General features: G+C 39.0%; 21 protein-coding genes and 2 pseudogenes. 5 read left to right on the top strand and 18 right to left on the bottom strand.

The features are described 5' to 3' along the window. Positions 1-75: 75 nt before the first annotated feature. The gene (locus IGJ42_RS03540; protein WP_223347161.1) at positions 76-543 is read left to right on the top strand and encodes a hypothetical protein; all 468 of its coding nucleotides are present in this window, start codon (positions 76-78) and stop codon (positions 541-543) included. Positions 544-595: 52 nt separating this feature from the next. On the opposite strand, the gene IGJ42_RS03535 is transcribed toward IGJ42_RS03540, so the two are convergent. The 6 genes from IGJ42_RS03535 to IGJ42_RS03510 form a co-directional block, all read right to left on the bottom strand. Further along, positions 596-865: a type II toxin-antitoxin system RelE family toxin gene (locus IGJ42_RS03535; protein ID WP_016612459.1), complete on the bottom strand. Its 270-nt coding sequence runs from the start codon at positions 863-865 to the stop codon at positions 596-598. Then, positions 855-1,088, bottom strand: coding sequence for a type II toxin-antitoxin system RelB family antitoxin (gene relB / locus IGJ42_RS03530; protein WP_016612460.1), 234 nt, complete (start codon positions 1,086-1,088; stop codon positions 855-857). The genes IGJ42_RS03535 and relB overlap by 11 nt, the downstream gene beginning before the upstream one ends. A gap of 274 nt (positions 1,089-1,362) precedes the next feature. Beyond that, positions 1,363-2,112 carry an ADP-ribosyltransferase gene (locus IGJ42_RS03525; RefSeq protein ID WP_086333062.1) on the bottom strand — a complete coding sequence of 250 codons (750 nt, stop codon included), beginning with the start codon at positions 2,110-2,112 and terminating at the stop codon, positions 1,363-1,365. A gap of 107 nt (positions 2,113-2,219) precedes the next feature. Further along, positions 2,220-2,675 carry a single-stranded DNA-binding protein gene (locus IGJ42_RS03520; RefSeq protein ID WP_086333061.1) on the bottom strand — a complete coding sequence of 152 codons (456 nt, stop codon included), beginning with the start codon at positions 2,673-2,675 and terminating at the stop codon, positions 2,220-2,222. A gap of 12 nt (positions 2,676-2,687) precedes the next feature. Next, complete coding sequence (locus tag IGJ42_RS03515; RefSeq protein WP_430615939.1) at positions 2,688-4,607, bottom strand: DUF3991 domain-containing protein; 1,920 nt, start codon at positions 4,605-4,607, stop codon at positions 2,688-2,690. A gap of 255 nt (positions 4,608-4,862) precedes the next feature. Then, the gene (locus IGJ42_RS03510) at positions 4,863-5,945 is read right to left on the bottom strand and encodes a replication initiator protein A (protein ID WP_086333060.1); all 1,083 of its coding nucleotides are present in this window, start codon (positions 5,943-5,945) and stop codon (positions 4,863-4,865) included. A gap of 453 nt (positions 5,946-6,398) precedes the next feature. Between IGJ42_RS03510 and IGJ42_RS03505 the strand changes: the two are divergent. Beyond that, a pseudogene (locus tag IGJ42_RS03505) lies at positions 6,399-6,568 on the top strand (ISL3 family transposase); the annotation flags it as partial. Positions 6,569-6,915: 347 nt separating this feature from the next. Here IGJ42_RS03505 and IGJ42_RS03500 read toward each other — a convergent pair. The 4 genes from IGJ42_RS03500 to IGJ42_RS03485 form a co-directional block, all read right to left on the bottom strand. Then, positions 6,916-7,167, bottom strand: coding sequence for a type II toxin-antitoxin system Phd/YefM family antitoxin (locus tag IGJ42_RS03500; RefSeq protein WP_016621797.1), 252 nt, complete (start codon positions 7,165-7,167; stop codon positions 6,916-6,918). Positions 7,168-7,558: 391 nt separating this feature from the next. Next, the gene (locus IGJ42_RS03495) at positions 7,559-8,047 is read right to left on the bottom strand and encodes an AAA family ATPase (protein ID WP_005237399.1); all 489 of its coding nucleotides are present in this window, start codon (positions 8,045-8,047) and stop codon (positions 7,559-7,561) included. 538 nt (positions 8,048-8,585) lie between these two features. Continuing rightward, positions 8,586-8,975, bottom strand: a complete 390-nt coding sequence (locus IGJ42_RS03490; RefSeq protein WP_086333059.1) for a DUF4430 domain-containing protein — start codon at positions 8,973-8,975, stop codon at positions 8,586-8,588. A gap of 86 nt (positions 8,976-9,061) precedes the next feature. Then, positions 9,062-11,539 carry a vitamin B12-dependent ribonucleotide reductase gene (locus IGJ42_RS03485; RefSeq protein WP_086333058.1) on the bottom strand — a complete coding sequence of 826 codons (2,478 nt, stop codon included), beginning with the start codon at positions 11,537-11,539 and terminating at the stop codon, positions 9,062-9,064. A gap of 141 nt (positions 11,540-11,680) precedes the next feature. Here IGJ42_RS03485 and IGJ42_RS03480 point away from each other — a divergent pair, with 141 nt between their 5' ends. Together IGJ42_RS03480 and IGJ42_RS03475 are read left to right on the top strand one after the other, a co-directional pair. After that, positions 11,681-12,220, top strand: coding sequence for a hypothetical protein (locus tag IGJ42_RS03480; protein WP_086333057.1), 540 nt, complete (start codon positions 11,681-11,683; stop codon positions 12,218-12,220). A 559-nt stretch (positions 12,221-12,779) separates the two neighbouring features. Further along, on the top strand, positions 12,780-14,207 hold the full coding sequence (locus IGJ42_RS03475; RefSeq protein ID WP_005225272.1) for an APC family permease: 1,428 nt from the start codon (positions 12,780-12,782) through the stop codon (positions 14,205-14,207). Positions 14,208-14,322: 115 nt separating this feature from the next. Here the strand turns inward: IGJ42_RS03475 and IGJ42_RS03470 are convergent, their stop codons facing one another. From IGJ42_RS03470 to IGJ42_RS03450, 5 genes are all read right to left on the bottom strand, one after another. Continuing rightward, entirely contained in the window at positions 14,323-14,961 is a 639-nt protein-coding gene (locus IGJ42_RS03470; protein WP_016613761.1) for a TetR family transcriptional regulator, read from the bottom strand. 47 nt (positions 14,962-15,008) lie between these two features. Continuing rightward, positions 15,009-15,710: an ABC transporter ATP-binding protein gene (locus IGJ42_RS03465; protein WP_086333056.1), complete on the bottom strand. Its 702-nt coding sequence runs from the start codon at positions 15,708-15,710 to the stop codon at positions 15,009-15,011. 5 nt (positions 15,711-15,715) lie between these two features. Further along, a complete protein-coding gene (locus IGJ42_RS03460) occupies positions 15,716-16,792 on the bottom strand; it encodes an ABC transporter permease (RefSeq protein WP_005237408.1) in 1,077 nt (358 codons plus the stop codon). A 318-nt stretch (positions 16,793-17,110) separates the two neighbouring features. Continuing rightward, the gene (locus IGJ42_RS03455; protein WP_034878749.1) at positions 17,111-18,070 is read right to left on the bottom strand and encodes an L-lactate dehydrogenase; all 960 of its coding nucleotides are present in this window, start codon (positions 18,068-18,070) and stop codon (positions 17,111-17,113) included. Positions 18,071-18,173: 103 nt separating this feature from the next. Continuing rightward, a complete protein-coding gene (locus IGJ42_RS03450; RefSeq protein WP_086333055.1) occupies positions 18,174-19,142 on the bottom strand; it encodes a TDT family transporter in 969 nt (322 codons plus the stop codon). A gap of 150 nt (positions 19,143-19,292) precedes the next feature. Here IGJ42_RS03450 and IGJ42_RS03445 point away from each other — a divergent pair, with 150 nt between their 5' ends. Next, positions 19,293-20,147, top strand: a complete 855-nt coding sequence (locus IGJ42_RS03445; RefSeq protein ID WP_086333054.1) for a LysR family transcriptional regulator — start codon at positions 19,293-19,295, stop codon at positions 20,145-20,147. A 100-nt stretch (positions 20,148-20,247) separates the two neighbouring features. Here the strand turns inward: IGJ42_RS03445 and IGJ42_RS03440 are convergent, their stop codons facing one another. From IGJ42_RS03440 to IGJ42_RS03430, 3 genes and pseudogenes are all read right to left on the bottom strand, one after another. Beyond that, positions 20,248-20,592, bottom strand: a complete 345-nt coding sequence (locus tag IGJ42_RS03440; protein ID WP_008377205.1) for a DUF7006 family protein — start codon at positions 20,590-20,592, stop codon at positions 20,248-20,250. 589 nt (positions 20,593-21,181) lie between these two features. After that, positions 21,182-21,628 (bottom strand): annotated as a pseudogene (locus IGJ42_RS03435) (CHAP domain-containing protein); the annotation flags it as partial. Further along, entirely contained in the window at positions 21,571-22,779 is a 1,209-nt protein-coding gene (locus IGJ42_RS03430; RefSeq protein WP_223347177.1) for a mucin-binding protein, read from the bottom strand. The pseudogene IGJ42_RS03435 and the gene IGJ42_RS03430, both read right to left, overlap by 58 nt. Positions 22,780-22,784: the final 5 nt, after the last annotated feature.

Here is a 22,784-nt window from a genome sequence, read left to right as displayed (position 1 = left end):
TGCTGGTAAGTTATACTAAGATAGAAGAATCTATAGCCACGTAAATCCAATACTTATTCTAAAGGAGAAATCAAAATGGATGAAACAACGGTATACACCTGCAAATATTGCGGAACGACCCTAACAAGCCATTTGATGTGCGACTTTTGTCAAATAGGGTTTTCCCCTTCAGAAGTTTCTACAGATCATAGGAGAGCCTCTCAAATTCCGGAAGAACTGCCCATCCTCGAAAATGAGAATGAGGTATTACAACGTGGGACGCTGGATTTGATGCAAGAAAAGACATTAACGTTATACTATCTATTAAAAATCGCACGAAAAGCCAAGGATACGGCTTTTCGCGCGAATGAATATCAAAAGCTGGATCACCTTGTCAAAAAAATTTATGTGATTGAGAATCTGATTTTTGAACGAGAAGGCACCTATCCCAAATCAATGCAAGACTCTGTTTTAAAGAAAAAACGCACGGAACTGATCGACTTTCAAAGTTTTTTAGAAGGCAAAGATCGCATGATTATGAAAAATTTCCAACGAAAAAAGTAGCATCCTAACCAGGATACTACTTTTTTGTTTTATCTAAAATGATGAACAAGTATTATTTTTTATAGATAATGCTTCTGTGACCAATCGAAAAGATTTCTATCACTATGTCAGATTCATTTATATTTGCTAGTATCCGGTAATTCCCTATACGATAGCGCCATTCACCACTTCTGTTTCCAACAAGTCCTTTTCCGAATTGACGAGGATTAGTTGTTCCTTCTAAGTTTTTTCTGATCCAAGCAACTATAATTCTTGCTTGGTTTCGGTCCATTTTTTTCAGTTGCTTTTGTGCCTGTGGCATATATAAAACCCTATACTTCATCCAACAATTTCTCCATGGCAGATTGAGAAATACCTACCTCTTCTTTCTCCTTAGAAAGAGCCATTGCTTCTTTCAATTGTTTTAAATCAAGCTCATCTTCAATTTTATCAAGTACTGCGGTTCTGTATAGCTCTGTTAATGACGAGTTATGTGCTTTTGCATATTCAGCTACCAACTCTTTTTCATCATCCGGTATTCTAAAAGTAATCGTTGATTGGGACATAGATAGGACCTCCTATTTTTCTTTTGTAACTACATTGTACTAACAAAAACGTCGTTTGTCTATACGTTGTTAGTACTTTTTTTAAAAGATAAGTCCTTTGGATCTACAAGAATTTATTCGTATTCACTTTCAAAGGCACTGTAGCTTACTTCTTCAGGAAAATATCCTGCAGATGGTGGTGATTTCCAGCCTACCGCTGTCTACGTGCTTCTGCCACGGAAAAATTGTTGTAATTCATTTATATCTTCGAAATTATTCGGATACAACTAATAAATCAATCAAAGTAATTATAGCCGCTACTATCCGGATTATTGTGCAATCTGACTGGATAGACAGTTCGTCCATTCCTCTTGTAAGGATAATCTAGTAAATACATTAGCGAATTTCTTAAAATCAACAATTCACATTCTCCCCGTCCACATCCAGGAATTAAGTTAGTATAAACACCAACTGTCCCCTTATCAACAAAAATTTCCAATACATGCTCATGATTGAAATCCTTCATATTTGGTGGATCATAAATAAGGGAGCTGCTCATAAAGCTTTTATCTATATAAAACGGCTCATTTTTGTTTGATTTTAGAATTAATTCTATTGCTATTTCTGGTAAATAACGATAAACGACTATATCTTCTGGAATTCTAGGCGCCATAACAAGCAGGGTAGTTAATGTATCATTGAATCTTGCAGGGTCAAAAGGTGGATAAAGAAGAAAAATTTGCTCCGAATATCCTCTGATATAGTTATTAAGTTTCGAACCAGAATATCCGCAATACGTTGCAATCGGATTAGTTGAACACGAATCTAACATATAAGAATCTAGGTTGCCCCCAAATACGCTACCAAAAGCCCTGCTATAATCCTCAGACCATTTCCCATAATACATTTCTGCCCAACTGGTGGCTTGTTCTTCTGTTAAAATACGGTTGTAAATACGCTTATTTTTATTGGAAAGTAATTGCCCTCTTGGTTTTCCATATTTCAAATTAAAGATATAGTGATAAATTGGATTCTTATCAAGCATATGTCTTAAGTAACACTTCCTTTTTTACTAATTATAGCATGATTATTCGTTCCAATTTCTTCACCAGGGTAAAGAGACAGACTACTTAGTCCGTCTCTTTCTATCCTCTAATCTTGAAATGGTAATTCGCTCGGATCCACAATAATTGATTCATATTCACTTTCAAAGGCACTGTAGCTGCCATCTTCAGGCAACTCACCTGTTGGGTTGGCATTTTCAGCCTGACGCTGTCTTCGCGCTTCTACGACTTCTTTTGACTCCAGTAGCTTGATTGTTTCTACGTTGATTTCCATCACAGAAATGGTTTGATCATTTTTTTTATAGCTTCTCGTCTCGTTTCTGCCCTCAATACTTACAAGAACGCCTTTGGATCCATACTTCCCAATATATTCTGCTGTCTTTCTCCAGGCAATACAGGGAAGATAGTCAGTGACTTCCTTGCCAGTTTTATCTTTATACCCTCTTCGGATGGCCACTTTGAAATTTGCGACTGAAAGGCCAGACTTGAGTTCCTTTACGATTGGTTGTTGGACGAGCCGTCCAACGCCAGTAAATCGATTCATTTGTTTTCCTCCTTAGGATCGTGCATAGTGTTGTTCTACTTTTTGGGGAGCAGCGGTTCGTTGTTGCTTTTGCTTAACCGCATTGACTTCCCGGTCCCGGTCCTTTTTTGCGATCAATTCATTGATCCAATTAATCCCGATCTTTGGCCGTTCGGACTGAAAGGCAATATCGGATCCAAGTTCGGTCTGAAGCAACAACGTCTGCTGGTTGAATGTTTTTAGTTGAGCGACTTTATCCAACAGCTCAAGTGCTTGTTTATTGTTCCCGACACAAAACGTTACTTGTTGGATTTTATGCCCTGCCTGAAGTTTATTATTGATATTATCAACGACATGTTCGGCTTGGCCATCTGATAAAGCAAAGACGATCGTGTCTTTTACTTGATCGATATTCAACGTCCAGTAAGCCAACAAGTCTTCAGGCGACTGAAAGAAATGGATACTTTGAGGTGTTCCCAAACTTACGTTGAACCCATAGCCTTCCGCTGAAAAGTCCATTATTTTTTGTTCATAGCCAAGCTTGCCAAACTCTTTGCTTTGGAAGGTTCCCCGCAATTGACCGCCTGTGACGCGCCCTTGATCGTTCCACAAAAAGACGATCCGGTCATGGATATCCTGACGCATCAACCCTTTTTTATAAAGCGCATCGACGATTTTAGGGTTTATACTGTACTGATCCACCAACAATGCCTTCATTTCAACATTGTCTTTCTTATCGGTTAAGTAATACTTGAATTGGTTGATACTTCTTCGATTCACCTGATCGACTGGCTCTTGAATGACCAGAGGCGTATGTTCCGTGATCAATCCTTCTGAGCGTTGCTCTTTTAAAAAATCGTTCCAATCCTTGCTGACTTCATGGACAACTTCCATTTGATCATTCGTGTACATCGAATACAGTTCGTTCGCTCGACTCTGAAGCAGCTGCTGCTCTAATCCTGACGGTTTATTCTCCAGGTATAAATCGGCAATCGATTCAAGTGTTACATGCTTTTCATTAATGTCCTTACAAAGGGTATCTAAGGCATCAGTCAGGTCGATCGTTTCTTCTTTGGCATGACTCTTAGGGGTTTTAGCAAAGTAACCGTAGGCTTTCCAGTCATTTGAAATTTTGTTCGTGTCTGTTAGATTATTCTCAATCTTTTGGATCGTTAGGAGTAGGTTCGGATCTACACCGTGGATGGTAGCTGCCTGGTTGACCTGGTCAATTATCTCTTGTTGGACTTGATGGTCATAAGGATTCAAGGCTTGATTAATAATCAGCGTATCAGTGCCGACCTCTTGCTTGATATTGATTTTTTTGTCGCATTTACTGTAGAAAGACTGACCCGCTGGATCATTGTCTACCCCATAGAAAATGCCATTTTTGGGAAGGGTCTCAAAGATTTGGTAGCCTTCTTGGATCATTTTAACGACTGTTTTTTCCTTCCGACCCTCCAAACAAACTAAGCGGCAATCCGTCAGGTCCTTATGCAGCGACCAATAGCTGAGTAAATCGATCCCTGCTTCAAAGAAGTAGATCGCTTTTGGTTCGCCAAGAGTAATATTAAACCCATAATGTTTCTCGGAATTTTCTCCAATATACTTACGGGGCGAATCCGTGATCTTGGCTCGGGTGACGATACTCGTTGCACCAACGATCTTCTCTTGTGCCAGTCCATACTGTTTCCAATTTAAAACCGCACTTCCGTATTTTTTATCTTGAATCAAGTAATCATTGTCGATTAAGTACGTAATAATTTCCCGATCGATCCCGCGTATATTTTCCAAATAGTGCCTTACTTTTTCTGTAGAATCGGCTGCCTCATACGCATGTTGATAGGGACCTTTATTTTCTTCTGATTCATCGTACCCCTTGTGTGCTTCAAGCTCTTCACCAAGAAGAAAGCCGACCGCATTTTGAAAGGAATAGCCTTCATACTGTGTAAGCAAAGAAATGTGTTATATTCCTTATCATTGTTTTTCCAGTAGGTTAACACGATGAAATTCTTATTCAGGAGTTGCTTCCACACTCCTTTGACATAAAAGTGACAAGCGGTGGCTTTCCATACGTTCTTTCTCGCAATCAATAAAGTCAACAATCATTTCATCATACGTATTCCCTTCACCAACTAGCTCCCAATTGAATGTTTTATTTCCTTCATACAAATCCACTCTTTTCCTTGAAAGATCTTATATACTTTTAAACTAAAAAAGTAGGTTATCAATTCGACTCTTCATTCCTTCAACAAAATATCTCAAAAAATATTCAGAATTTCTACAGTTATGCTGAGTAAAGTCTAATTGCTTTTCAAAAACTTCTCTAAACAAGTTTTCTAAAGACGTTTCACCATATAAATTGATATTAGCACTTATCTTTTCATTGCCATGATCACGTTCGAAAAGTAATAATTGCCAGCAATTGTCTAAAGAGTTAACAACTAGATACTCTAGCTCTATACTATAATTTTTTTCGAATAGCAATCTATGAGCATACTTCTGAATAAGAGGATTATCACCCGTTAGTCTTTCAATTTCTCTTTTTAAATTCTCTTCGTCTTTTCTCATATTATTTTTCTTATTTATATTAGTATCATTAGGATCGTTTTTCCCGACATCAAGAAGTCTGTTAACCCTATTTCTAGAAATCGGTTTTTCCGTCTCCCCAGTTTCATGAAAGATTTCTTGGAAGTCTGCTTTTCCGACTTCTTTAGTTACCAGAAGACTTTTACCATCATTGTACTTCTGAATTAAAGAAATTCGATACTTTTTCAGAAAATATTTGATATTACCAATATCACAATGAAAGTTTTGTGCTAAGCTCAGAATGCAGTTGTTCTCAAATTCCTCAAAACATTCACTTTGACAAACTTTCTCGTTCTCAATAATTCTTCTATCGATTTCCTTTATCATTAATGATTTAGAAATAAATTTTCGTATATCTGTGTTTAAATCAATTAGATGCAAATAAGTTTTATTTACTAGATTTCTCCCTTGCCTTTTTTCAGATAGAAGATCAAATGCTATTAGCTCTTTTTTTATTTTTATAGTCTTATCTCTTCCCCATCCCATAAAAAAACACACTTCATCTATGGAAAAAAGAAAATAAATATCACCATTTAAATCTGTCCATTTATTTTGGATTGAAATCTCTGCTCTGTCCTGATAGACTGCGTAAAGTAATTTTGCATCGGAAGTTAATTTTTCATACTTTTTTCCTTGAATCAATAGTTTGGGAACTCTATAAAAATTTCCCTGCTGATAAACTGATATATTGAGTTTTCTTTCCAATTTCTCTTATCACCTATCTTTATTTCTACATACTGGTTAATAGCTAAATATAAAGATGTTTTTTTAAAAAAACTTTTTTGTTAGACTCGTTTTCCATCATGCCAACAATTTTCTTGTTTATTTCTGTATTTCTTCTTTTACTGTTTTATATTTATGTTTATTAACTAGTATTAAAACAATCCTAAAAGCCTTGGTATACTTAATAAAATTCAACACATCCAAAGCATTTTCAAACTAAATAAAACTATCAATTATTTAACTCTTAATCAGCGGATCGCGGGTTCGAGCCCCTCACGGCCCATTGGGTGCCAAACCCACGGAACAGGTAAATGTTGGTGCGAAAGCATTTCGAAAACATTTATGCTGTTCCATTTTTTTTGTTTATTATTATCACCTTGCGAATAAAGGGATTTTTTTTGATAAGAGGATTTCTTATTTGAAGAGGTCTGTGTAAAACTTCAAAAACTTTTGAGCAATGAAGAAGGCATCTCAATACGATTCTCTCCCTTACTCAAACGATGACTCATTTACCGATCACGAAACGAGTATTCTACGGATATAAATCATTTGAGAACATGAGAATTAGAATCTTTTTGATCAATCAATTAATCAAAGTAAGATAACAAAAATCTGGGTCAGAATGCTATTCATTCTGACCCAGATTTGATTTTGTACGACTCATCAGTCCTTGTTGACAAAGAGTCGAAATAGTTTAGCATATTATATCCCACGTTCATAGTGTGACCAAACAGAGAGAATCGTGATCGTTTTACTCTCTTCTTCCACGCTGTAACCAACCTGTGTTTGATATTGAGACGTCTTGAACAGTAAGGTAATCCTGGTAATTTTTCGTAAGGCGGCGGTGTTTGAAAAGGATTTTCCTTAATGACTTTGATCAGTTCATCAAACTTACTAGTTAGATTGATACTCTTCAATTTAGACAAATCTTTGCGAGCATTCTTTTTGATCTTTACATTCTATCCCAATCAATTTCACCTAAGTCTTCACTTTCTTCATTCTCAAAGTGTTTGATCCGATCAAGTACACCCACATTTTGTAAGTTGAGCGGTTCTTGTAAGGAGTTCCAATCGCTCTTACTAATCATGCTGACGCTTTCTTCCTCTTTTGTACTCGCAATTTCTACAGGTTGACTGTCAGCCACAACATGCTTAATGATTCCATAAAGGTTTTTTCTTGCATTCGTTGGTGTAATTACTTCCATGTTTTCTCCTCCTTCTATTTAAAAATCTTAAGCATATTATAACGTACGTAAATAAAGAGGAAGAATATACTTAATTTTTCTTACAAGTCTTCAAGTCTTTTAGTAATCGTTTTTTGTGCCGTAATTTGTGGTTTCGATTGCTCAAATTGGTTACTGTTTGCCGTCCTATTTACCAAATGGGCGGTTTCTTGTATTGATTCTTGGTCTTTAACAGCTGCCATAGTCATTTTGTCTTCAGCGGCTTGCTTTTTGATCCGTTTATTAATCGAAGAATGCAACAAGAAAAGAAATTGCCAATCACTGTTTTGCTTCTAGTATGACTGTCCTTTGTGTCCTGCACAGTAATAAGACTAAATGTATTGAAAAGGAGTAAAAACATTTTGATGCTACTTCATTTATTCTTTTGCTCAATCACTACTTCATCTTCATTTATCGGTTCTTCGAATCCTGAAAAAAACCGTTGAAGGATTTCTTCTGTAATAGGAAAAGCGGAATTTGCAGTCTGGACTTTATTTCTGATCGCTAATCGTTTTCGTAAAGTGTCATAATCAGCTTTTAGATAGATTACTTTAATCGTCACATCATATGCTGCCAGTAGTTCTCTATAAGCGTCTCGGTGACTTTTAGCCCAAAAACTAGAATCGACAACTACGTTTTTTCCTTCTTGAACAGCCCTTACTGTAAGCTCTTTCAATTTAACTGAAGATAATGACGAAACTTTTGCATATTTTTCCGAAGGGTAATCAACACCATAAACGCCATAGTCTTCCCAAATTAATTCATCTATTGCTAATCTTACATAACCTTCTTGCTCTTTTTGTTTTGAGTAAGTGGTTTTGCCTGCACCACTAACGCCACACATCAAAAGTACCTCAACCATTATTCTCCTCCTACCTTTTCTGATCAATAAACAAAGAGAACGAAAAAACCTTATTTGTAATCAACGCTCGTGTTTTAGACCACTGTTCGCCACCCACATCTGATGATACAATGATAACATTGTTTTTATGAACAACAAGCAGATTGGGAAACAATCGCAAGAAAAATAGTAAGTAAAACCATATATTAGAGAATAGAAGCGTTAGCCACTTAAGCTAACGGATAAATCAAATTTTTGTCCATTTCCACTCTACTATAAAAAAATTATTTTCTACAAAAAAAAGGAACGCAAGCCAAAATACGAAAGAAACATCATGGCTAAAACTTATGTATGTAATGGTATCTTTATTTCTATTATTCCAATTTTAAAATAAAATAAGCCACCACTCCAAACTATGATAGAAAAACAAGAATAGACTCTTGAATAGAACTTGAATGCAAAACTACCTCCAAAATCAACGCAAGAGTCTATCTGTATAGATAAAGATCTTTATGTGCAAGTTCTTTTGCACCAATAAAGATCCTTAGAATCAAACAAATCAGAATGCTTTCAAATCAAATGTAATGATATCATTGCTTTTTAAAAACAACTCTTGTGCCCCTTTATCGGTCATTTCGTCATTGACGGTATAGACCCAAAATAGATTGGCTTTTTGATCTTGACTGATGCCGTCAATCGAGGTGATAAAGCCATCTTTTTCTTTGATCGCAAAGTTTTCTTTCATTACTTCCATCAGCGACTCATTTTCTCGGAACGTTACTTCTTTTGAGGTCACATCTTCTTGATTTTGGATGACGATCGTAGCTGTTCCTTGTTCTTGCTTCAAGGAACTTTGCTGCGTGCTTTCTGACGTTACACTTGCCTGTTGGCATCCTGTAGCGACGAGTAATGTGCTCACTAGCATAAATACGACAAATACTTTTTTCATCTATTTCTTCCTCTCCAATAGTCAAAATACAAATCTTTTTTTATCCAATATGCGGATAAGACTTGCTCTATCAATCCTGTATCCTTTTAGAGCCCGCATTTTAATTGGATTTTACAGTTTGTGCAGGTACTACAGCCGCCGATTTCCTCAATGGTTCCTTCATGGCAGATGGGGCAGATTTCACCAGAGACGACGGGTTCATCTACTTGAACGACAGGCAGCGGTTCAACTTGTGCGGTCAGCTCATTTTCTACCGCTTCTAAGGTAAGTACTTGTGAATCTCGGCTGCCATCTACATAGACGGTCCCTCCTTTGGCTCCTCCTTCATAAAGATCTCGATAAACCTTGGCTACTTGGCTTACTGTATATCCTTTTGGTGCATTGACCGTTTTTGAAATGGAGCTATCCACCCAACGTTGAATGGTGCATTGCACACCGACATGTTCTTCGGGCGTCAACTCCATAGCGGAAATGAACCATGCCGGCAACTGCGCTTTGGTTCTTTCAGGATGATCCATCAGGTATTCGTCAACGATCTCCGCATTGATTTCAATAAACTTACCTAGTCGACCGCTTCTAAAATAAGAAAAGGAGTAGTAAGGTTCTAAACCGGTTGAAACTCCCGTCATCGTGCCTGTCGATCCTGTTGGTGCAACGGTCAAAAGATGAGAGTTACGAATGCCGAATCGCAGCACGCCTTCGCGAATGTGCGCTGGCATTTTTTTCATGTATCCTGTATCGATAAATTTCTTCCGCAACGCTTGCGTCTCTTGGTCATTTTTTCCAATCAGGAAGGGAAAGCTGCCTTTTTCTTTCGCCAATTCAATGGATGCCTCATAGGCAGTGACTGCCATTGTCTCGAAAATTTGATCAACGAATTGATTCCCTTCTGTCGATCCGTATTTTTTCCCACAGTAGATCAATAAATCTGCCAGGCCCATGATCCCTAATCCAACACGTCTTTCCCCTTTCGCCTGCTGCTCATTTTTGTCAAAAAAGTAAGGCGTTGCGTCAATAACATTGTCTTGGAAACGAACTGCTGTTTTCACGGTTTCTTTTAGTTTGGCAAAATCAACGGTGCCTTTCTGGCGATCCGCCATGTTTGCGAGATTGATGGCTGCCAAGTTACAGACGGCATAAGGGGTTAGGGGCTGTTCACCGCACGGATTGGTTGCCACGACTTTTTGTCCGTATGCTGTAGCATTCGTCATCTTGTTGGCATTATCGATAAAGAAAATACCAGGCTCAGCAGAATACGTTGCACAAAAAGTAATCAACTCCCATAACTCACGAGCTTTGATCCTTTGATAGGTTTTGACTTTATGGCCAGCAGCTGCCCATTCTCGCACATCCCCGACTTCCGCCCATTTTGCATCATATTGCGCCATCTCTGCTTCCGAATAATTGTCAATATCTGGAAAGCGCAGCTCATACCACCCATCTGTCTTCACTGCTTCCATGAATTCTCCTGTCAAGCAGACTGAAATATTCGCACCAGTTAAGAAATCACTTTCTTTTACCGTATAGCTGCCACCTATTCGCAATTTTTCTTTTGCCTTTTGGATCATGTCATTATGTTCCTTATCTGACGATTCAGGCAGTTGCGCTAGATAAGTGAACATTTTTTCTTCCATTTTTGTCAAAGGATCAAATTGCAGTTTTTCATTGATCAGTTGTTTGATTGCTGCATTCGTGACTGCTTTTTTCAGGTGAAGCAATACAGCAGGATTTTGAACTTTAGAAAGAATAAACGTAAAAATATCTGGATGCCAATCTGCCATCATAATCATCTGCGCTCCGCGACGACTACCTCCTTGTTCGACAAGGTTCGTCAAGTTCGCCAAATCATTCAGCCAAGAAACTGCCCCAGAAGACCGACCGCTGACGCCGTGGACCACACTTGATTTTGGTCGCAAGGTCGACCCATTGGTTCCAACCCCGCCACCACGACTCATAATCTCCATGACTTCTTGTCGATGGACAGCAATCCCTTTTCGGGAATCATGGATGAAAGGCATCACAAAGCAATTGAAGTAGGTAACTTGAGAATTTGTTCCTGCTCCATAAAGTACTCTGCCTGCGGGAATTAGGTTTTGCGCCACGATTTGTTGGTAAAACGTCTCAAGGAAGCGCTCCTGGTCATGGGACTCGTTGGCAGAAATCCCTTTGGCAACACGATGCGCCACTTGCTCAAAAAAGAGTTCTAACGGTTTTTCAATGTCACTTTTTCTTCTTTTCACAAGTCCACTGGCTTGTTCATCAGTATCTTCTAACGCTGAACGATAGGCCTCTTCCACTTCGATAGAGACTAGTTCCCCATCGATTGCTTTCACAATACCGATTCCTCGTGCAGGATATTTAGGATCAGCTTTCGTTGTCAAAATCACCAAATCATCCTTACCCAACGTTTGATGGGTTTGATCCTTGAATGAGTAACGATCCAACATAATCAAACGAGCGATTCCCTCAAATGTTTTGGTCATTTCCGGTGTGATCGCCGAAACTTCTTGGAACAACTTGATATCTTCGTTCAATTTCTCAATCGTTTGTTTTTTGTAGTCCATTTCTTTCCCTCTCCTTCTAAAAACACAACATATTGTGCTCCATTTTTATTATCGTACTATATAATGTGTATTTCAATCTTGAATTATATTATTTTCCATGTATAATGAGAATGGTTATCAATTAGAAAGTCGGCGATTTTCATGCTTCCTCCCCAATCCAATGTATTCTCCGTTCAAAGAATTTCTCATTTAGCACTGCTCACCGCAGCGTGTATCGTTGGACGGTTGGTTTTTGTCTTTATCCCTAACGTTCAGCCTATGAGTGCCCTTTTATTTTTAGTGGCTTTTTCTTACTGCTTAACCGATGCGTTGATGATTGCCTTGCTAAGTTTGCTCGGAACAAATATCTATTTAGGCATGGGTCCCTGGACGATCAGTCAATTGGCTGCACTTACCGGCACCATCGTTCTTTTTCAACAGCTTGGAAAAATCCCGATCATCAAGAAAAATCGTATCCTGCAAGCTTTCTTTGCCTTTCTTTGCGGACTTCTTTATGGCTTGATCGTTTCGTTGATGGAGGTTTGGCTGTATCAGTTTCCTTCGTTTCTTGCCTATTACCTTCAAGGACTACTGTTCGATTTCTTCCATGCCAGTGGAAACTTCGTCTTTTATTTGCTTTTATGGCCAGTATTTGAGCGAATAACACCCAACTCCTATAAATTGAAGAAAAAAAACCAGTGATTTCGATGGAATGAAGAATCCGGCTAACTTTGTTTTCGTGTTTCTTTGAAAGAAAGTTAGCGTAAAGTTATTGTTAGAAAAACAAAAAAGCTACGACTACTCTTCTGTTTCCTTTGCTTAAAAATCTATCCAAAAAGTACCAGTGAAAAGCCTTTCGAAAGGGTTTCTTTCATCTTTATGCGTCCATTCATTTAAATGAAACGTTCTCTATTTCATCCACGCCCTTGACCGAATGTAGTAGCATTTCTTTCAGATTATTAATGAATGATGATGTTTGCTTTTTCTATCATCAGAAATTTATTATTTTTTTTAAATAACAATTTAATTTTTCTTGACCAAAAGAATTCAGAGGTTTATCCTAACTATGGAAAATCAATGACTGGATAAAAAAGAGCAGCTGAAATTTTTTTATTCAATTTGACCTTTGACATTTGTGAAAAAGTGCATAAGAAACTTGATAGTGATCAAGTGCTTATGGAAAGAAATTTTTTTCTCACTAAATTTCAAAAAACGCTCTATTTTAACCAGTCAGAAAAATCATTTTAAGAAGGAGAAAGCGATGAATGAGAAACAATTACGCTGGTATAATATTGCGCTGATGGCGTTCGTCTCTGTTTGGGGACTGGGAAATGTTGTAAACAATTACGCTCAACAAGGATTGACTGTTGTTGTTTCGTGGCTATTAATTATGGCTCTTTATTTTGTACCATATGCATTAAGTGTTGGTCAGTTAGGATCGACCTTCAAAGAGTCAAGTGGTGGGGTCTCCTCATGGATCAAAGAAACCTCAACAAAGCGGTTGGCTTTTTTTGCTGCTTGGACTTATTGGGTCGTTCACGTGCCCTACTTGGCACAAAAACCCCAAGGAATCTTAGTATCCTTGAGTTGGTTATTTAAAGGAAATGGTACATTTGTATCGACGATGGGTTCCATGGAAGTCTCGTTGATTTGTTTAGCTATTTTTCTATTCTTTTTATGGATTGCCTCTAAAGGATTGACGACCTTAAAAATGATTGGGAACATCGCGGGAACAGCCATGTTCGTGATGTCGATTCTTTTTATTCTTTTAGCAGTCACCGCTCCAGCAATGACTGGTGCTGAAATTGCTACACCAAACATGTCATCTGTTTCAACCTATATCCCTAAATTTGACTTTACCTATTTAACCACGATCTCGATGCTGGTATTTGCGGTAGGCGGCTGTGAAAAAATCTCGCCTTACGTAAATAACACAAAAAATCCTGCAAAAGAATTTCCAAAAGGCATGATCTTTTTAGCCGGTATGGTGGCGTTATGTGCCTTGCTCGGCTCGATTGCTATGGGGATGCTTTTTGATGCCAACCATATTCCAGAAGATTTGATGGTCAACGGCGCTTATGAAGCCTTTCAACGACTTGGAAACTTCTACGGAATCGGCAACTTCTTTGTCATTCTTTATTCCATCGCCAATGCGTTGGCGCAAATCTCTGCTTTGGCCTTTTCAATTGATGCCCCATTGAAAATACTACTGTCTGATGCTGATTCAGAATTTGTACCAAATGGCTTAGCAAAACTAAACAAAAAAGGAACACCAGTAAATGGATATATTATGACTGGTATCCTGGTAAGCATTTTAATCATTATTCCAGCACTAGGAATCGGCAATATGACCGAACTGTACCGTTGGTTGCTGAACTTGAATTCAGTTGTCATGCCACTGCGTTACTTATGGGTCTTCTTAGCCTTTATGCTAGTCAACAAACACGCCAATCGCTTTACTTCCGATTATAAATTCGTGAAAAACACCAAAGTTGGCTTTGGGATTGGCTTATGGTGCTTCTTGTTCACGGCCTTTGCCTGCATTTTAGGGATGGTTCCTAAGCTTGATTATGCGGCAGATCCGCAAGCTTGGTTCTTCCAATTGGCCTTAAATATCATTACGCCGATCGCCTTTCTTTTGATTGGCTTGATCTTGCCAATCATTGCGAAACGTGTAAATAAAAAATAACCATTTGCTCAAAAAAGAGGTGTCCGACAACTATTTCGGTTGTCGGGCACCTCTTTCTTTGTAAATGAACTTCTCCGCCGTGCGAGGTATTTGCTCCATCCTCTTGCCGAAGCATTCATTCCTCTTTGTTGTACTCTTTGTTGTCCTTTTTGATTCCATACTTGATCCACTGCACCTTATAGCGGAAATCTTTGATCAGCTCTTTTGCGGTCCATTCATTCGAAATAAAATCTGTCAGACTATCCATCACGACCGCCATAATAAAGTAAAGGAAACTGACGGCTTCTTGCGTATCATGGATCGTGAAGCGATTTTCTTCCAACAGCTCCAACCATTGGCGAATCATGGGCGAATCGTCAGGGATCGCATCGCGCTTCGTCCAGGCATTGCTTTGGGTACATAAGTGGATCATTTTCCAATGATCATCTTCAGGTGACCATTGACTGCACCAAGCCAAGTATTCTTCGATCCCTTTGAAAAAATCATTTTTGTTGCGATTGATAAACGTAAAAATCGCAGAATGGATTTGGTTGGAATAGTTGGTGATCGCATAGTCATAGGCATCTTCTAAGTTTTGAAAGTACTTGTAAAACGCCCCTCTAGAAATGTGCGATTTTTCGACGATGGCAGAGACCTTGACTTGACTGATATGCTTGCTAAAAAATTCTTCTAAAAGCACGGCATCGATTTTTTCTTTTTTCTCTTGTTTTAAATGAAAAAATGTTGTACTTGGCAAGGGATTCTCCTCCATCATTCGCAATCTACTCCCTCTATTATAAACAAATCCCTCTACTTTTCCACTCAGACTTGTGCAGTTTCTCTTGATGGGGCGTTTTGTTCGATCAGATTGCCATCTTCCATTCGGAAAATGCGATCACTCCATTGGATCATTCGCTCGTCGTGGGTGACCATGACTGTCGCTTTCTTTTTCTCATGCGCTTCTTTCACCAATAACTTCACGACTTCATACGCATGATCCGTGTCTAAGCTGGCAGTTGGTTCATCCGCCAAAATCAAGCTTGGGTCATTAAACAACGCCCTGCCGATCGCCACTCGTTGACGTTCCCCACCAGATAAATCGCGGGGAAACTTGTCTTGAAGATCGAGAATATCTAATGAAGCAAGCAATTCATCAATCCGTTCCTTTTCCTTGGCTTTTCCTGAAACTTTGTCGACCAAATAAAATTGTTCCTTTACCGTTAGAAAAGGGATCAAATTCGAGCTTTGCAAGATAAACCCAATCTCTTTAAAACGCAACTTCCCTCGTTGCTTTTCATTTAATTGGGAAAAGTTCACCTGGTTGATGATGATTTCTCCGGTTGTTGGATTTTGTAAGCCGCCAGCGATGGTCAAAAAGGTACTTTTTCCTGAACCAGAAGGACCGATGATACTGACAAACTCCCCTTCTTGAACATGAAAATTCAGTCCTTTTAATGCCGTTACTTCGGTATGCTGCTTGCCAAATTTTTTTATAATATCCTTCATTACTAAAATGTCTTTCATCTTTGTTACCCTCCTATTGCCGTGATTGGATCGACTTTTGTGACCGTCCGAATGGAGAATAAGCCGCCTAGAACTGCCACGAGAATCAAGATGCCGCTATAAAGCAGCCATTGCTTTAATTCAAAGAAAAATGGCATGGCATCTGGTAAAAACAAGCTGGTGCCGTATGCCGCCGCAAAGGCTAGGGCTACCCCAATCACACCGACCATAAATGCTTGCGCAATAATTGATTTGGCAATAAAGCTGGTCCGAATCCCTTGGGCTTTCATCACACCAAAAATCGCTGTTTTTTGTAGGGTGATCACATACATGAAAATCCCCACGATTGCCGTTGCAACAACAAATAAGAAGTAGATCATGGCATTTAAGGTCAAGTTTTGGGCAGAAAATCCAGGAAGCTTTTCAATAAAGTCTTCCGTTGCCAACACTTTAAGCTGGGTTCCTTCTTGGTTATCGACTTTCGGATCACTTGATTTGGTCACAATGATATTGATGGGCTGCTCCTTATCAGATGCGAATGGTTGATTAGCAAACTTCATTTTCGTCCAAGTATCGAGGGAAGTATAAATCACTGGTGACACCGTATAAGACGTTTCTGGGGTGATCCCAACGACTTTGAAGGTTTCATCTGAGCGTCCGATTTTCACTTGATCCCCGACCTTGATACCTTCTTCTGCTAAGTTTTCTGAAATCGTGATCTCATTTTCTTTTGAAAACAGCTTGCCCTCTAAGACTTCTGGTAACAAGAACGCATCGTCTTGTGTACCAAAAACAGTCACATTGACTTGTTCATCGTTGACCGTAATGACACTGCTGTATAAACCAATTGGGGCTTTTTGTGTCCCTTCTACACGGTCTAAATCCCCTCTCGTCAATTGCGAAGCCGCAAATGTGTCATTCGCATCTTCTGATAAAACGATCGCGGATGAATCCCAGTCGACGATGGCCTTTTTAAAATCCCAGTTAAGTCCGGTAGCTAAGCCAGACAATATAAAAACAACATAGGCGATCAAAAACATGATTCCTACGATCAACCCATATCTTAATTTTGAATAACGCATTTCTTTTATAGCCAGAAACATTGTTCTTTCCTCCTACTTTCCAAATATTGACAAAGTGTCACTTTTTGAAGAATACCACATAAGGTGACACTTTGTCACTTTTTACAACTCGGAAAGTTTGTAAGGTTGATCGATCATTCTTTTTCTGTCATTCACTGAGGATGTTTTTTCCTAAAGGAGTGTGAATAAAGAGAGTTGAATACTGGGCGTTTCGCGTGAAATACGCCATTTCCTTTTAACATTCTTTGCTAGATGAAAAAAAGCATGGCAGACCGTAAATAGTCGAACCATGCTTTGGCAAAAACGAACACGAGGATTTCATTATTGGTGTTCTAGAGATCAGCTGACTTTGCTTTGTCCAATTGTGGAAATTACTGCTCGTAACTGATGACACGAAGTATCAAACTGCCGTTTTTCCTCAGGTGTAAGCGTCAATTCAATAATTTCGCGGACGCCGTTTTGGTCCACGACTGCAGGAACCCCTGTGAATAAATCGTTGATGCCATATTCCCCATTAAGGTAGGAAGATACCGGCAGAATCGCTTGCTCATCATTTAAGATCGCTCGAACGATTCTTGCGACACTCATCCCTATCCCGTAAAAAGTTGCTTGTTTTCGATCGATGATTTCATAGGCAGCATTTTTTACTCGTTCAGAAAGAACCGCTAGATCGGCAACGGTCAAACGATCCTTTTGCTTGATCAATTCTACGATCGGTTTCCCACCGATCGTTGTATGGGACCAGACAGCGACTTCCGAGTCACCGTGTTCCCCAATGATGTACCCATGAATATTCCGTGGATCGATGGCTAATTTTGCCGCCACTTCTTTTCGAAGTCTTGTGGTATCGAGGGTCGTTCCCGTACCAACGACCCGATTGGCTGGCAACCCGGACACACGCCATGCTTGATAAGTTAAGACATCGACTGGGTTTGAAGCGATAACAAGCACGCCATCAAAGCCTGAAGCCATCACTTGTTTTGTGACGCTTGCCATAATTTCGGCGTTCACATCAATCAATTCAAGCCGTGTTTGTCCTGGCTTTTGGTTGACTCCTGCGGTAATAACCACGATGTCAGCATCTTTACATTCCGAGTACTCTCCAGCCCAAACTTTGATGTTTTCTTGCCCCCATGACATACCGTCTAACAAATCGAGGGCTTCTCCTTCTGCTTTGTCCCGATTGACATCGATCAAGACTAACTCATTGATCAGTCCTTGATTGATCATGGAATACGCAATGCTCGTTCCAACGAAACCTGTTCCGACAACGACAACTTTTCTGCTTGTACTTTTCATGTGCGATCCCTTCCTTTTCTTTTCAAATACTTGTGCTATTGTTTTGCGTATATTACGTATTTTCTCAAAAAATGTATGTTCTCTTGTGTACTCTTGTGTTTCCTTAATAACTATGACCGGCAATCAGCGCTTTGGCTTGCTGATACAAATGAATTGCATATTTTCCTAACACATAGCAGACGACAATCACGGCAAAGCTTGTTTCAATAATCGTTAAGGCTTGTAGAAACCCAAATATCAGTGGGTGATTCGCAAAAAACAGCGCTGATTTGAACATAGCAGTCGCTGAAATCACAAGAGGAAACGTAAATGCCGCATAGCTTGGGTAAAAGCCGACTGCCAGCATGTTTTTCATATAAGCGACGACACAAAAATAAATCGTTTGTGACAATAACAGCATAAAGGCGACAAACCAAGCAGAGCCTTGTTCAAATACGGAAAGGTAACCTGCTAAGCAAAGAGAACCTGGTGCTGTTAAAATCGTGATCAAAGGAACTGCCGCACGTTCCGTCAGCTTCTGATGGACGATTCGTTTTAAAATAATCGGCAAAAGCGCAAAATACAATACCAATGCGATCCAGACGATCACTTCCCCCAGCTCTTTAAAAAAGACAGCAGAAGTATTGGGAATTACGCCAATACCGACGAAGGTAATAAACCAGCTCGGATAAATGTATTCCAGCGAAAGGTCGACAGGCAAAATATGCACGACAACAAAATAGATCATTAAAGCAAAATGTAAGCCGATAGCCCCCCACCAGAGCAGATCATTCACCACTGCATCGGGAATGACCCGTTCAAAAACAGTGGAAATCACCATCAGCGCCATCGTAAAGGTCGGCGCCACAGAAGCAACGATTGGGTTTTGCAACTCTGACATCGTGTGCTTAAATGTAAAGCATACTTTCAGAAGGAAGAGCCCCATGATGAAAATACCAAGGGTGCAAAACGCATTTCCAACCGTCTCCATTCCTTCTGAATACAATAAATTCCCCAATGACACAGTGCCTAAAATCAAGCCACAAATCGGGATTGGCAATGAATGTAAAAAATGCTGGATCGATGTTTTCATCAACTCATCCTTTCTAAACGTATGAAAATTTCAACTAAATTTGCTTTCTTTTTTCTCTACACTTATACTATAATCACCTGATAACTATTTGTAAAATTGTACTTTTAAATACTAATTATAAATATTATTAATAATAAAGGAGTCCGCAAAATGATTGAATTGCTCAAAACCTTCATTGCTGTTTATGAAACGAGAAACTTTAGTCTTGCCGCCAAACAACTCTATAAAACTCAACCAACGATTTCCTTGCAAATCCAACGCTTAGAGGCCGAACTTGGCTTCAAACTTTTTGAACGTAAAGGAAAACAATTGATTTTACCTACCAGCCAAGCGGAGTTTTTGTATCCTCGTGTGGTCGAGTCTCTCCGCTCAATGTCCACTATTTTTTCGCAAGCCAAAGACACCAAAAATTTTAAAACAGAGTGTGTGCTCGCTTGTTCGAATACCACCGCCGTCTACTTACTGCCCAGCATCATGGCGCAGCTGATTGAAGAATTTCCAACGTTTGCTTTTGAAATCAAAATCATGAATTCTCAAGAAGTAATCGATGCCGTCGAATCAAACAAAGCCCATATTGGCCTGATCGAAAAATCAATCGTTTCGCCATTGATCCAAAAAGAATTCGTTTATCGCGATGAATTGGTGTTAGCAGGCAACCTCGCTTCTGATTTTTGGGTCTTGCGGGAAAACGACTCGGGGATGTACTACATTAACGAAACCTATCTGTACGCACAGCACTTGCATCCGCAAATCATCAAAGCCAATAACAGCGAAGTGATTTTGTCCCTACTAAAACAAAACATCGGCAAATCGATCATCTCGAAACTTTCATTACCAGAAGAGTTGCCTTGGCAGGAACTTGATCCAGAGTACCGCTATCGTGATCTTTTTATCATTCAGAATCGTCAGCGTGCGACACCGGAGACCGGAGAGATTTATGAGGAGATTAAACGGCTGTTGTTGGAAAGGAATAGAGCTGCTGGTACTGGTGAATCGAGAAGATAACAAAATATCCTTTATACTGATTCTTAAGAAAATTTCTCAGAATCAGTATAAAGGATTTCCATCAGACAACTTCGATTTTTTGCAAAAAAACAAAATACATTTATGCGACGTTAAATACTAAAGAATATCTCGTTTCCATACTTAAATCATACCCACATAGTTCTTTAAAATAGCTTTGATAGTCATTTTCAATGATACGGATAATTTCTTCGCTTGGTAGTTCTTCAAATTTAATCAATTCAACTAATAGGTTTAATTTTGCATCAATTCCCAAAATTCTTGGCAGCACACTCCAAAAATTTTCTTTTGAGATTTCATCAGTTAGTTGGTTTAAACGCCGCAATAAATCAATTAAATAGTCTTTCAAATCTTTTTCTTTTCTTGATGCATTCCCAAATTCTTTTTGATAATAGCTACTATATTCTTCTTTCATTGTGAATAGCATGATTCATAAGGTCCTCTCTATGTGATTATTTCTTTCTAATGCGTACCAAAAAATAGTGAACATTTTTTTGGAAGCTAATAAAATACATGCCTCTCGATAAAGTAGTTTAATAGGTGAGATAATGTATGAATGATACTCTTGAAACCTCTTCTTAAAAAAAATTTCCAGATGTAATTTATGAAGAAGCGACAATAGCCAATAAAAATCTCCTTCATTATGGGAGTCACTCTTGATCAACAAAAAACGATCAAGATGTAAAAGTGATTTTAAACATGCTATTAACGTCGGATTCATTGAATCCCCCTTGAATCCGAACGAGTTGGAAAGAGAAGATCCCCCAAAGAATACTGATAACCGCCAGTCTACTATTAAACATTTTACTTTTATTTTACATCACTGCCGATACCACTAAGCATTCATTTTGAGCAACTGACGTTCTTCTTTTAATACTTGTAAGACTTTTGATGTTAAGGTTCTATCGAGCATTTTCTCTTCCTGCTTTACTACCTTCATTTCCTTATTGACTCTTTTAGTTACACCTTTCCATAATAAGATTCATTCATCTTTTACTTGCCTCTTTTATTATTACTTATTTCGGTGTGATATATTGAACCAACGAGGAACGAGCTAGATCATTGCCAATCACTCGGTAAGAAATCGTTGTACCACCATAAACGTTTGCTTCGGAAATTAAAATACCATTCGGTCCAACCGCTTCTACAAATGCGACATGACCATACCTGGGATCCGACCCCGCTGTCCCGTGGCTGAAAGAAATCAAGGTCCCGGCTTTTGGGGTTCGACTAACTTGATAACCTAATCTAAGACCAGTAGTTCCCCAATCTCCCCCATTTCCCATGTAATCATCTACACGACCACCTAATTGTGCGACTCGATTAAAGGCATACCAAGTACACTGACCTACAGGATAAGAACCAGAAGTATTATAATCTTTCCCATTATAAGCTGGGAAAGTCATTAACTCCCGATATTCATTTGGAACTTCTTCCAATCCTTTAATGAAGACACCACTTTGCCGTCTTCATACACATAATGAACCGTTTGTTTGACCTCTTTGGTCTCCGTAGATTCGATCATATTTGGCGAATAAGTGACAGTCACTTCGCGATCTTCTGATTCTGCAGTCAGACCTGTGACTTTATCAACCGTTTTTTGGTCCGCATTGTATTTGTCAATTTCTGGACTTAACACTTCATCAAACATCGTATCATCATCTTGGGCTTGCCATTCGCCATAGATCTTGTCACCAGTTGCTTCGTTGGTGGTGACGATTCTAGTGAACGTAACCGTGTCTACTTTATCTGGCGCGGCTTCTTTACCATCTTCATACACATAATGGATCATTCGCTTGACTTCTTTTGTCTCCGTAGATTCGATCATATTTGGCAAATAAGTGACGGTTATTTCGAAATCTTCTGATTCTGCCGTCAAATCAATGACTTTATCAACCATTTTTTGGTCTGCATTGTACTTGTCTATTTCTGGACTTAACACTTCGTCAAACGTTGTATCATCATCTTGGGCTTGCCATTCACCATAGGTATTTTTCCCTGTTGCTTCATTCGTTGTCACTGTGCGTGTAAAGGTCACCGTGTCTACTTTGTCTGGCGAGGCTTCTTTACCATCTTCATACACATAATGGATCATTCGCTTGACTTCTTTTGTCTCCGTAGATTCAACTATCTTTGGCGAGTACATGACAAATTCTTCAATATCTTCTGAATCGGCCTTTACATCGATAACTTCATCGATAAACTCCCTATCTGCATAGTAGTTGACTATCTCTGGACTTTTGACTAAATCAAATATCGTATCATCATCTCTTGCTTGCCATTCACCAAACGTTTCTTCGCCAGTGGCTAGATTCGTCCTTACTTCTCGAGTAAATTCAACTGTGTCTACTTTATCTGGAGCAGCTTCTGTACCGTCTTCATGCAAATAGTGAATGACTCGTGCGACAATTTTTCTTTCCTCATTACTTTCTATTTTAGGACTATAGATATACGTGACCGTTTGCGGAACATTGCTAAAGACAATTTTTTCCTCTCCTTGAACTTCCTTCAATGTATAGTTAGGGATCTCCTCAGGAACAACTTCAATTGAATCGCCAATATTTCCGCCAGTCAATACATTGTTTGATGGAATGGTTTCCTGTTCCTCAGCCATAACTT

Origin of the sequence: Enterococcus sp. DIV1067f (assembly GCF_050543505.1) — a bacterium.
Taxonomy (GTDB): Bacteria; Bacillota; Bacilli; order Lactobacillales; family Enterococcaceae; genus Enterococcus_D; species Enterococcus_D entomosocium.
This window is presented reverse-complemented; position numbering and strand designations above follow the sequence as displayed.

Coding starts and splice junctions, on each gene's coding strand:
- IGJ42_RS03540 (WP_223347161.1), top strand. CDS start 76: ATGGATGAAACAACGGTATACACCTGCAAATATTGCGGAACGACCCTA.
- IGJ42_RS03535 (WP_016612459.1), bottom strand. CDS start 865: ATGAAGTATAGGGTTTTATATATGCCACAGGCACAAAAGCAACTGAAA.
- relB (WP_016612460.1), bottom strand. CDS start 1,088: ATGTCCCAATCAACGATTACTTTTAGAATACCGGATGATGAAAAAGAG.
- IGJ42_RS03525 (WP_086333062.1), bottom strand. CDS start 2,112: ATGCTTGATAAGAATCCAATTTATCACTATATCTTTAATTTGAAATAT.
- IGJ42_RS03520 (WP_086333061.1), bottom strand. CDS start 2,675: ATGAATCGATTTACTGGCGTTGGACGGCTCGTCCAACAACCAATCGTA.
- IGJ42_RS03500 (WP_016621797.1), bottom strand. CDS start 7,167: ATGGAAGTAATTACACCAACGAATGCAAGAAAAAACCTTTATGGAATC.
- IGJ42_RS03495 (WP_005237399.1), bottom strand. CDS start 8,047: ATGGTTGAGGTACTTTTGATGTGTGGCGTTAGTGGTGCAGGCAAAACC.
- IGJ42_RS03490 (WP_086333059.1), bottom strand. CDS start 8,975: ATGAAAAAAGTATTTGTCGTATTTATGCTAGTGAGCACATTACTCGTC.
- IGJ42_RS03485 (WP_086333058.1), bottom strand. CDS start 11,539: ATGGACTACAAAAAACAAACGATTGAGAAATTGAACGAAGATATCAAG.
- IGJ42_RS03480 (WP_086333057.1), top strand. CDS start 11,681: ATGCTTCCTCCCCAATCCAATGTATTCTCCGTTCAAAGAATTTCTCAT.
- IGJ42_RS03475 (WP_005225272.1), top strand. CDS start 12,780: ATGAATGAGAAACAATTACGCTGGTATAATATTGCGCTGATGGCGTTC.
- IGJ42_RS03470 (WP_016613761.1), bottom strand. CDS start 14,961: ATGATGGAGGAGAATCCCTTGCCAAGTACAACATTTTTTCATTTAAAA.
- IGJ42_RS03465 (WP_086333056.1), bottom strand. CDS start 15,710: ATGAAAGACATTTTAGTAATGAAGGATATTATAAAAAAATTTGGCAAG.
- IGJ42_RS03460 (WP_005237408.1), bottom strand. CDS start 16,792: ATGTTTCTGGCTATAAAAGAAATGCGTTATTCAAAATTAAGATATGGG.
- IGJ42_RS03455 (WP_034878749.1), bottom strand. CDS start 18,070: ATGAAAAGTACAAGCAGAAAAGTTGTCGTTGTCGGAACAGGTTTCGTT.
- IGJ42_RS03450 (WP_086333055.1), bottom strand. CDS start 19,142: ATGAAAACATCGATCCAGCATTTTTTACATTCATTGCCAATCCCGATT.
- IGJ42_RS03445 (WP_086333054.1), top strand. CDS start 19,293: ATGATTGAATTGCTCAAAACCTTCATTGCTGTTTATGAAACGAGAAAC.
- IGJ42_RS03440 (WP_008377205.1), bottom strand. CDS start 20,592: ATGCTATTCACAATGAAAGAAGAATATAGTAGCTATTATCAAAAAGAA.
- IGJ42_RS03430 (WP_223347177.1), bottom strand. CDS start 22,779: ATGGCTGAGGAACAGGAAACCATTCCATCAAACAATGTATTGACTGGC.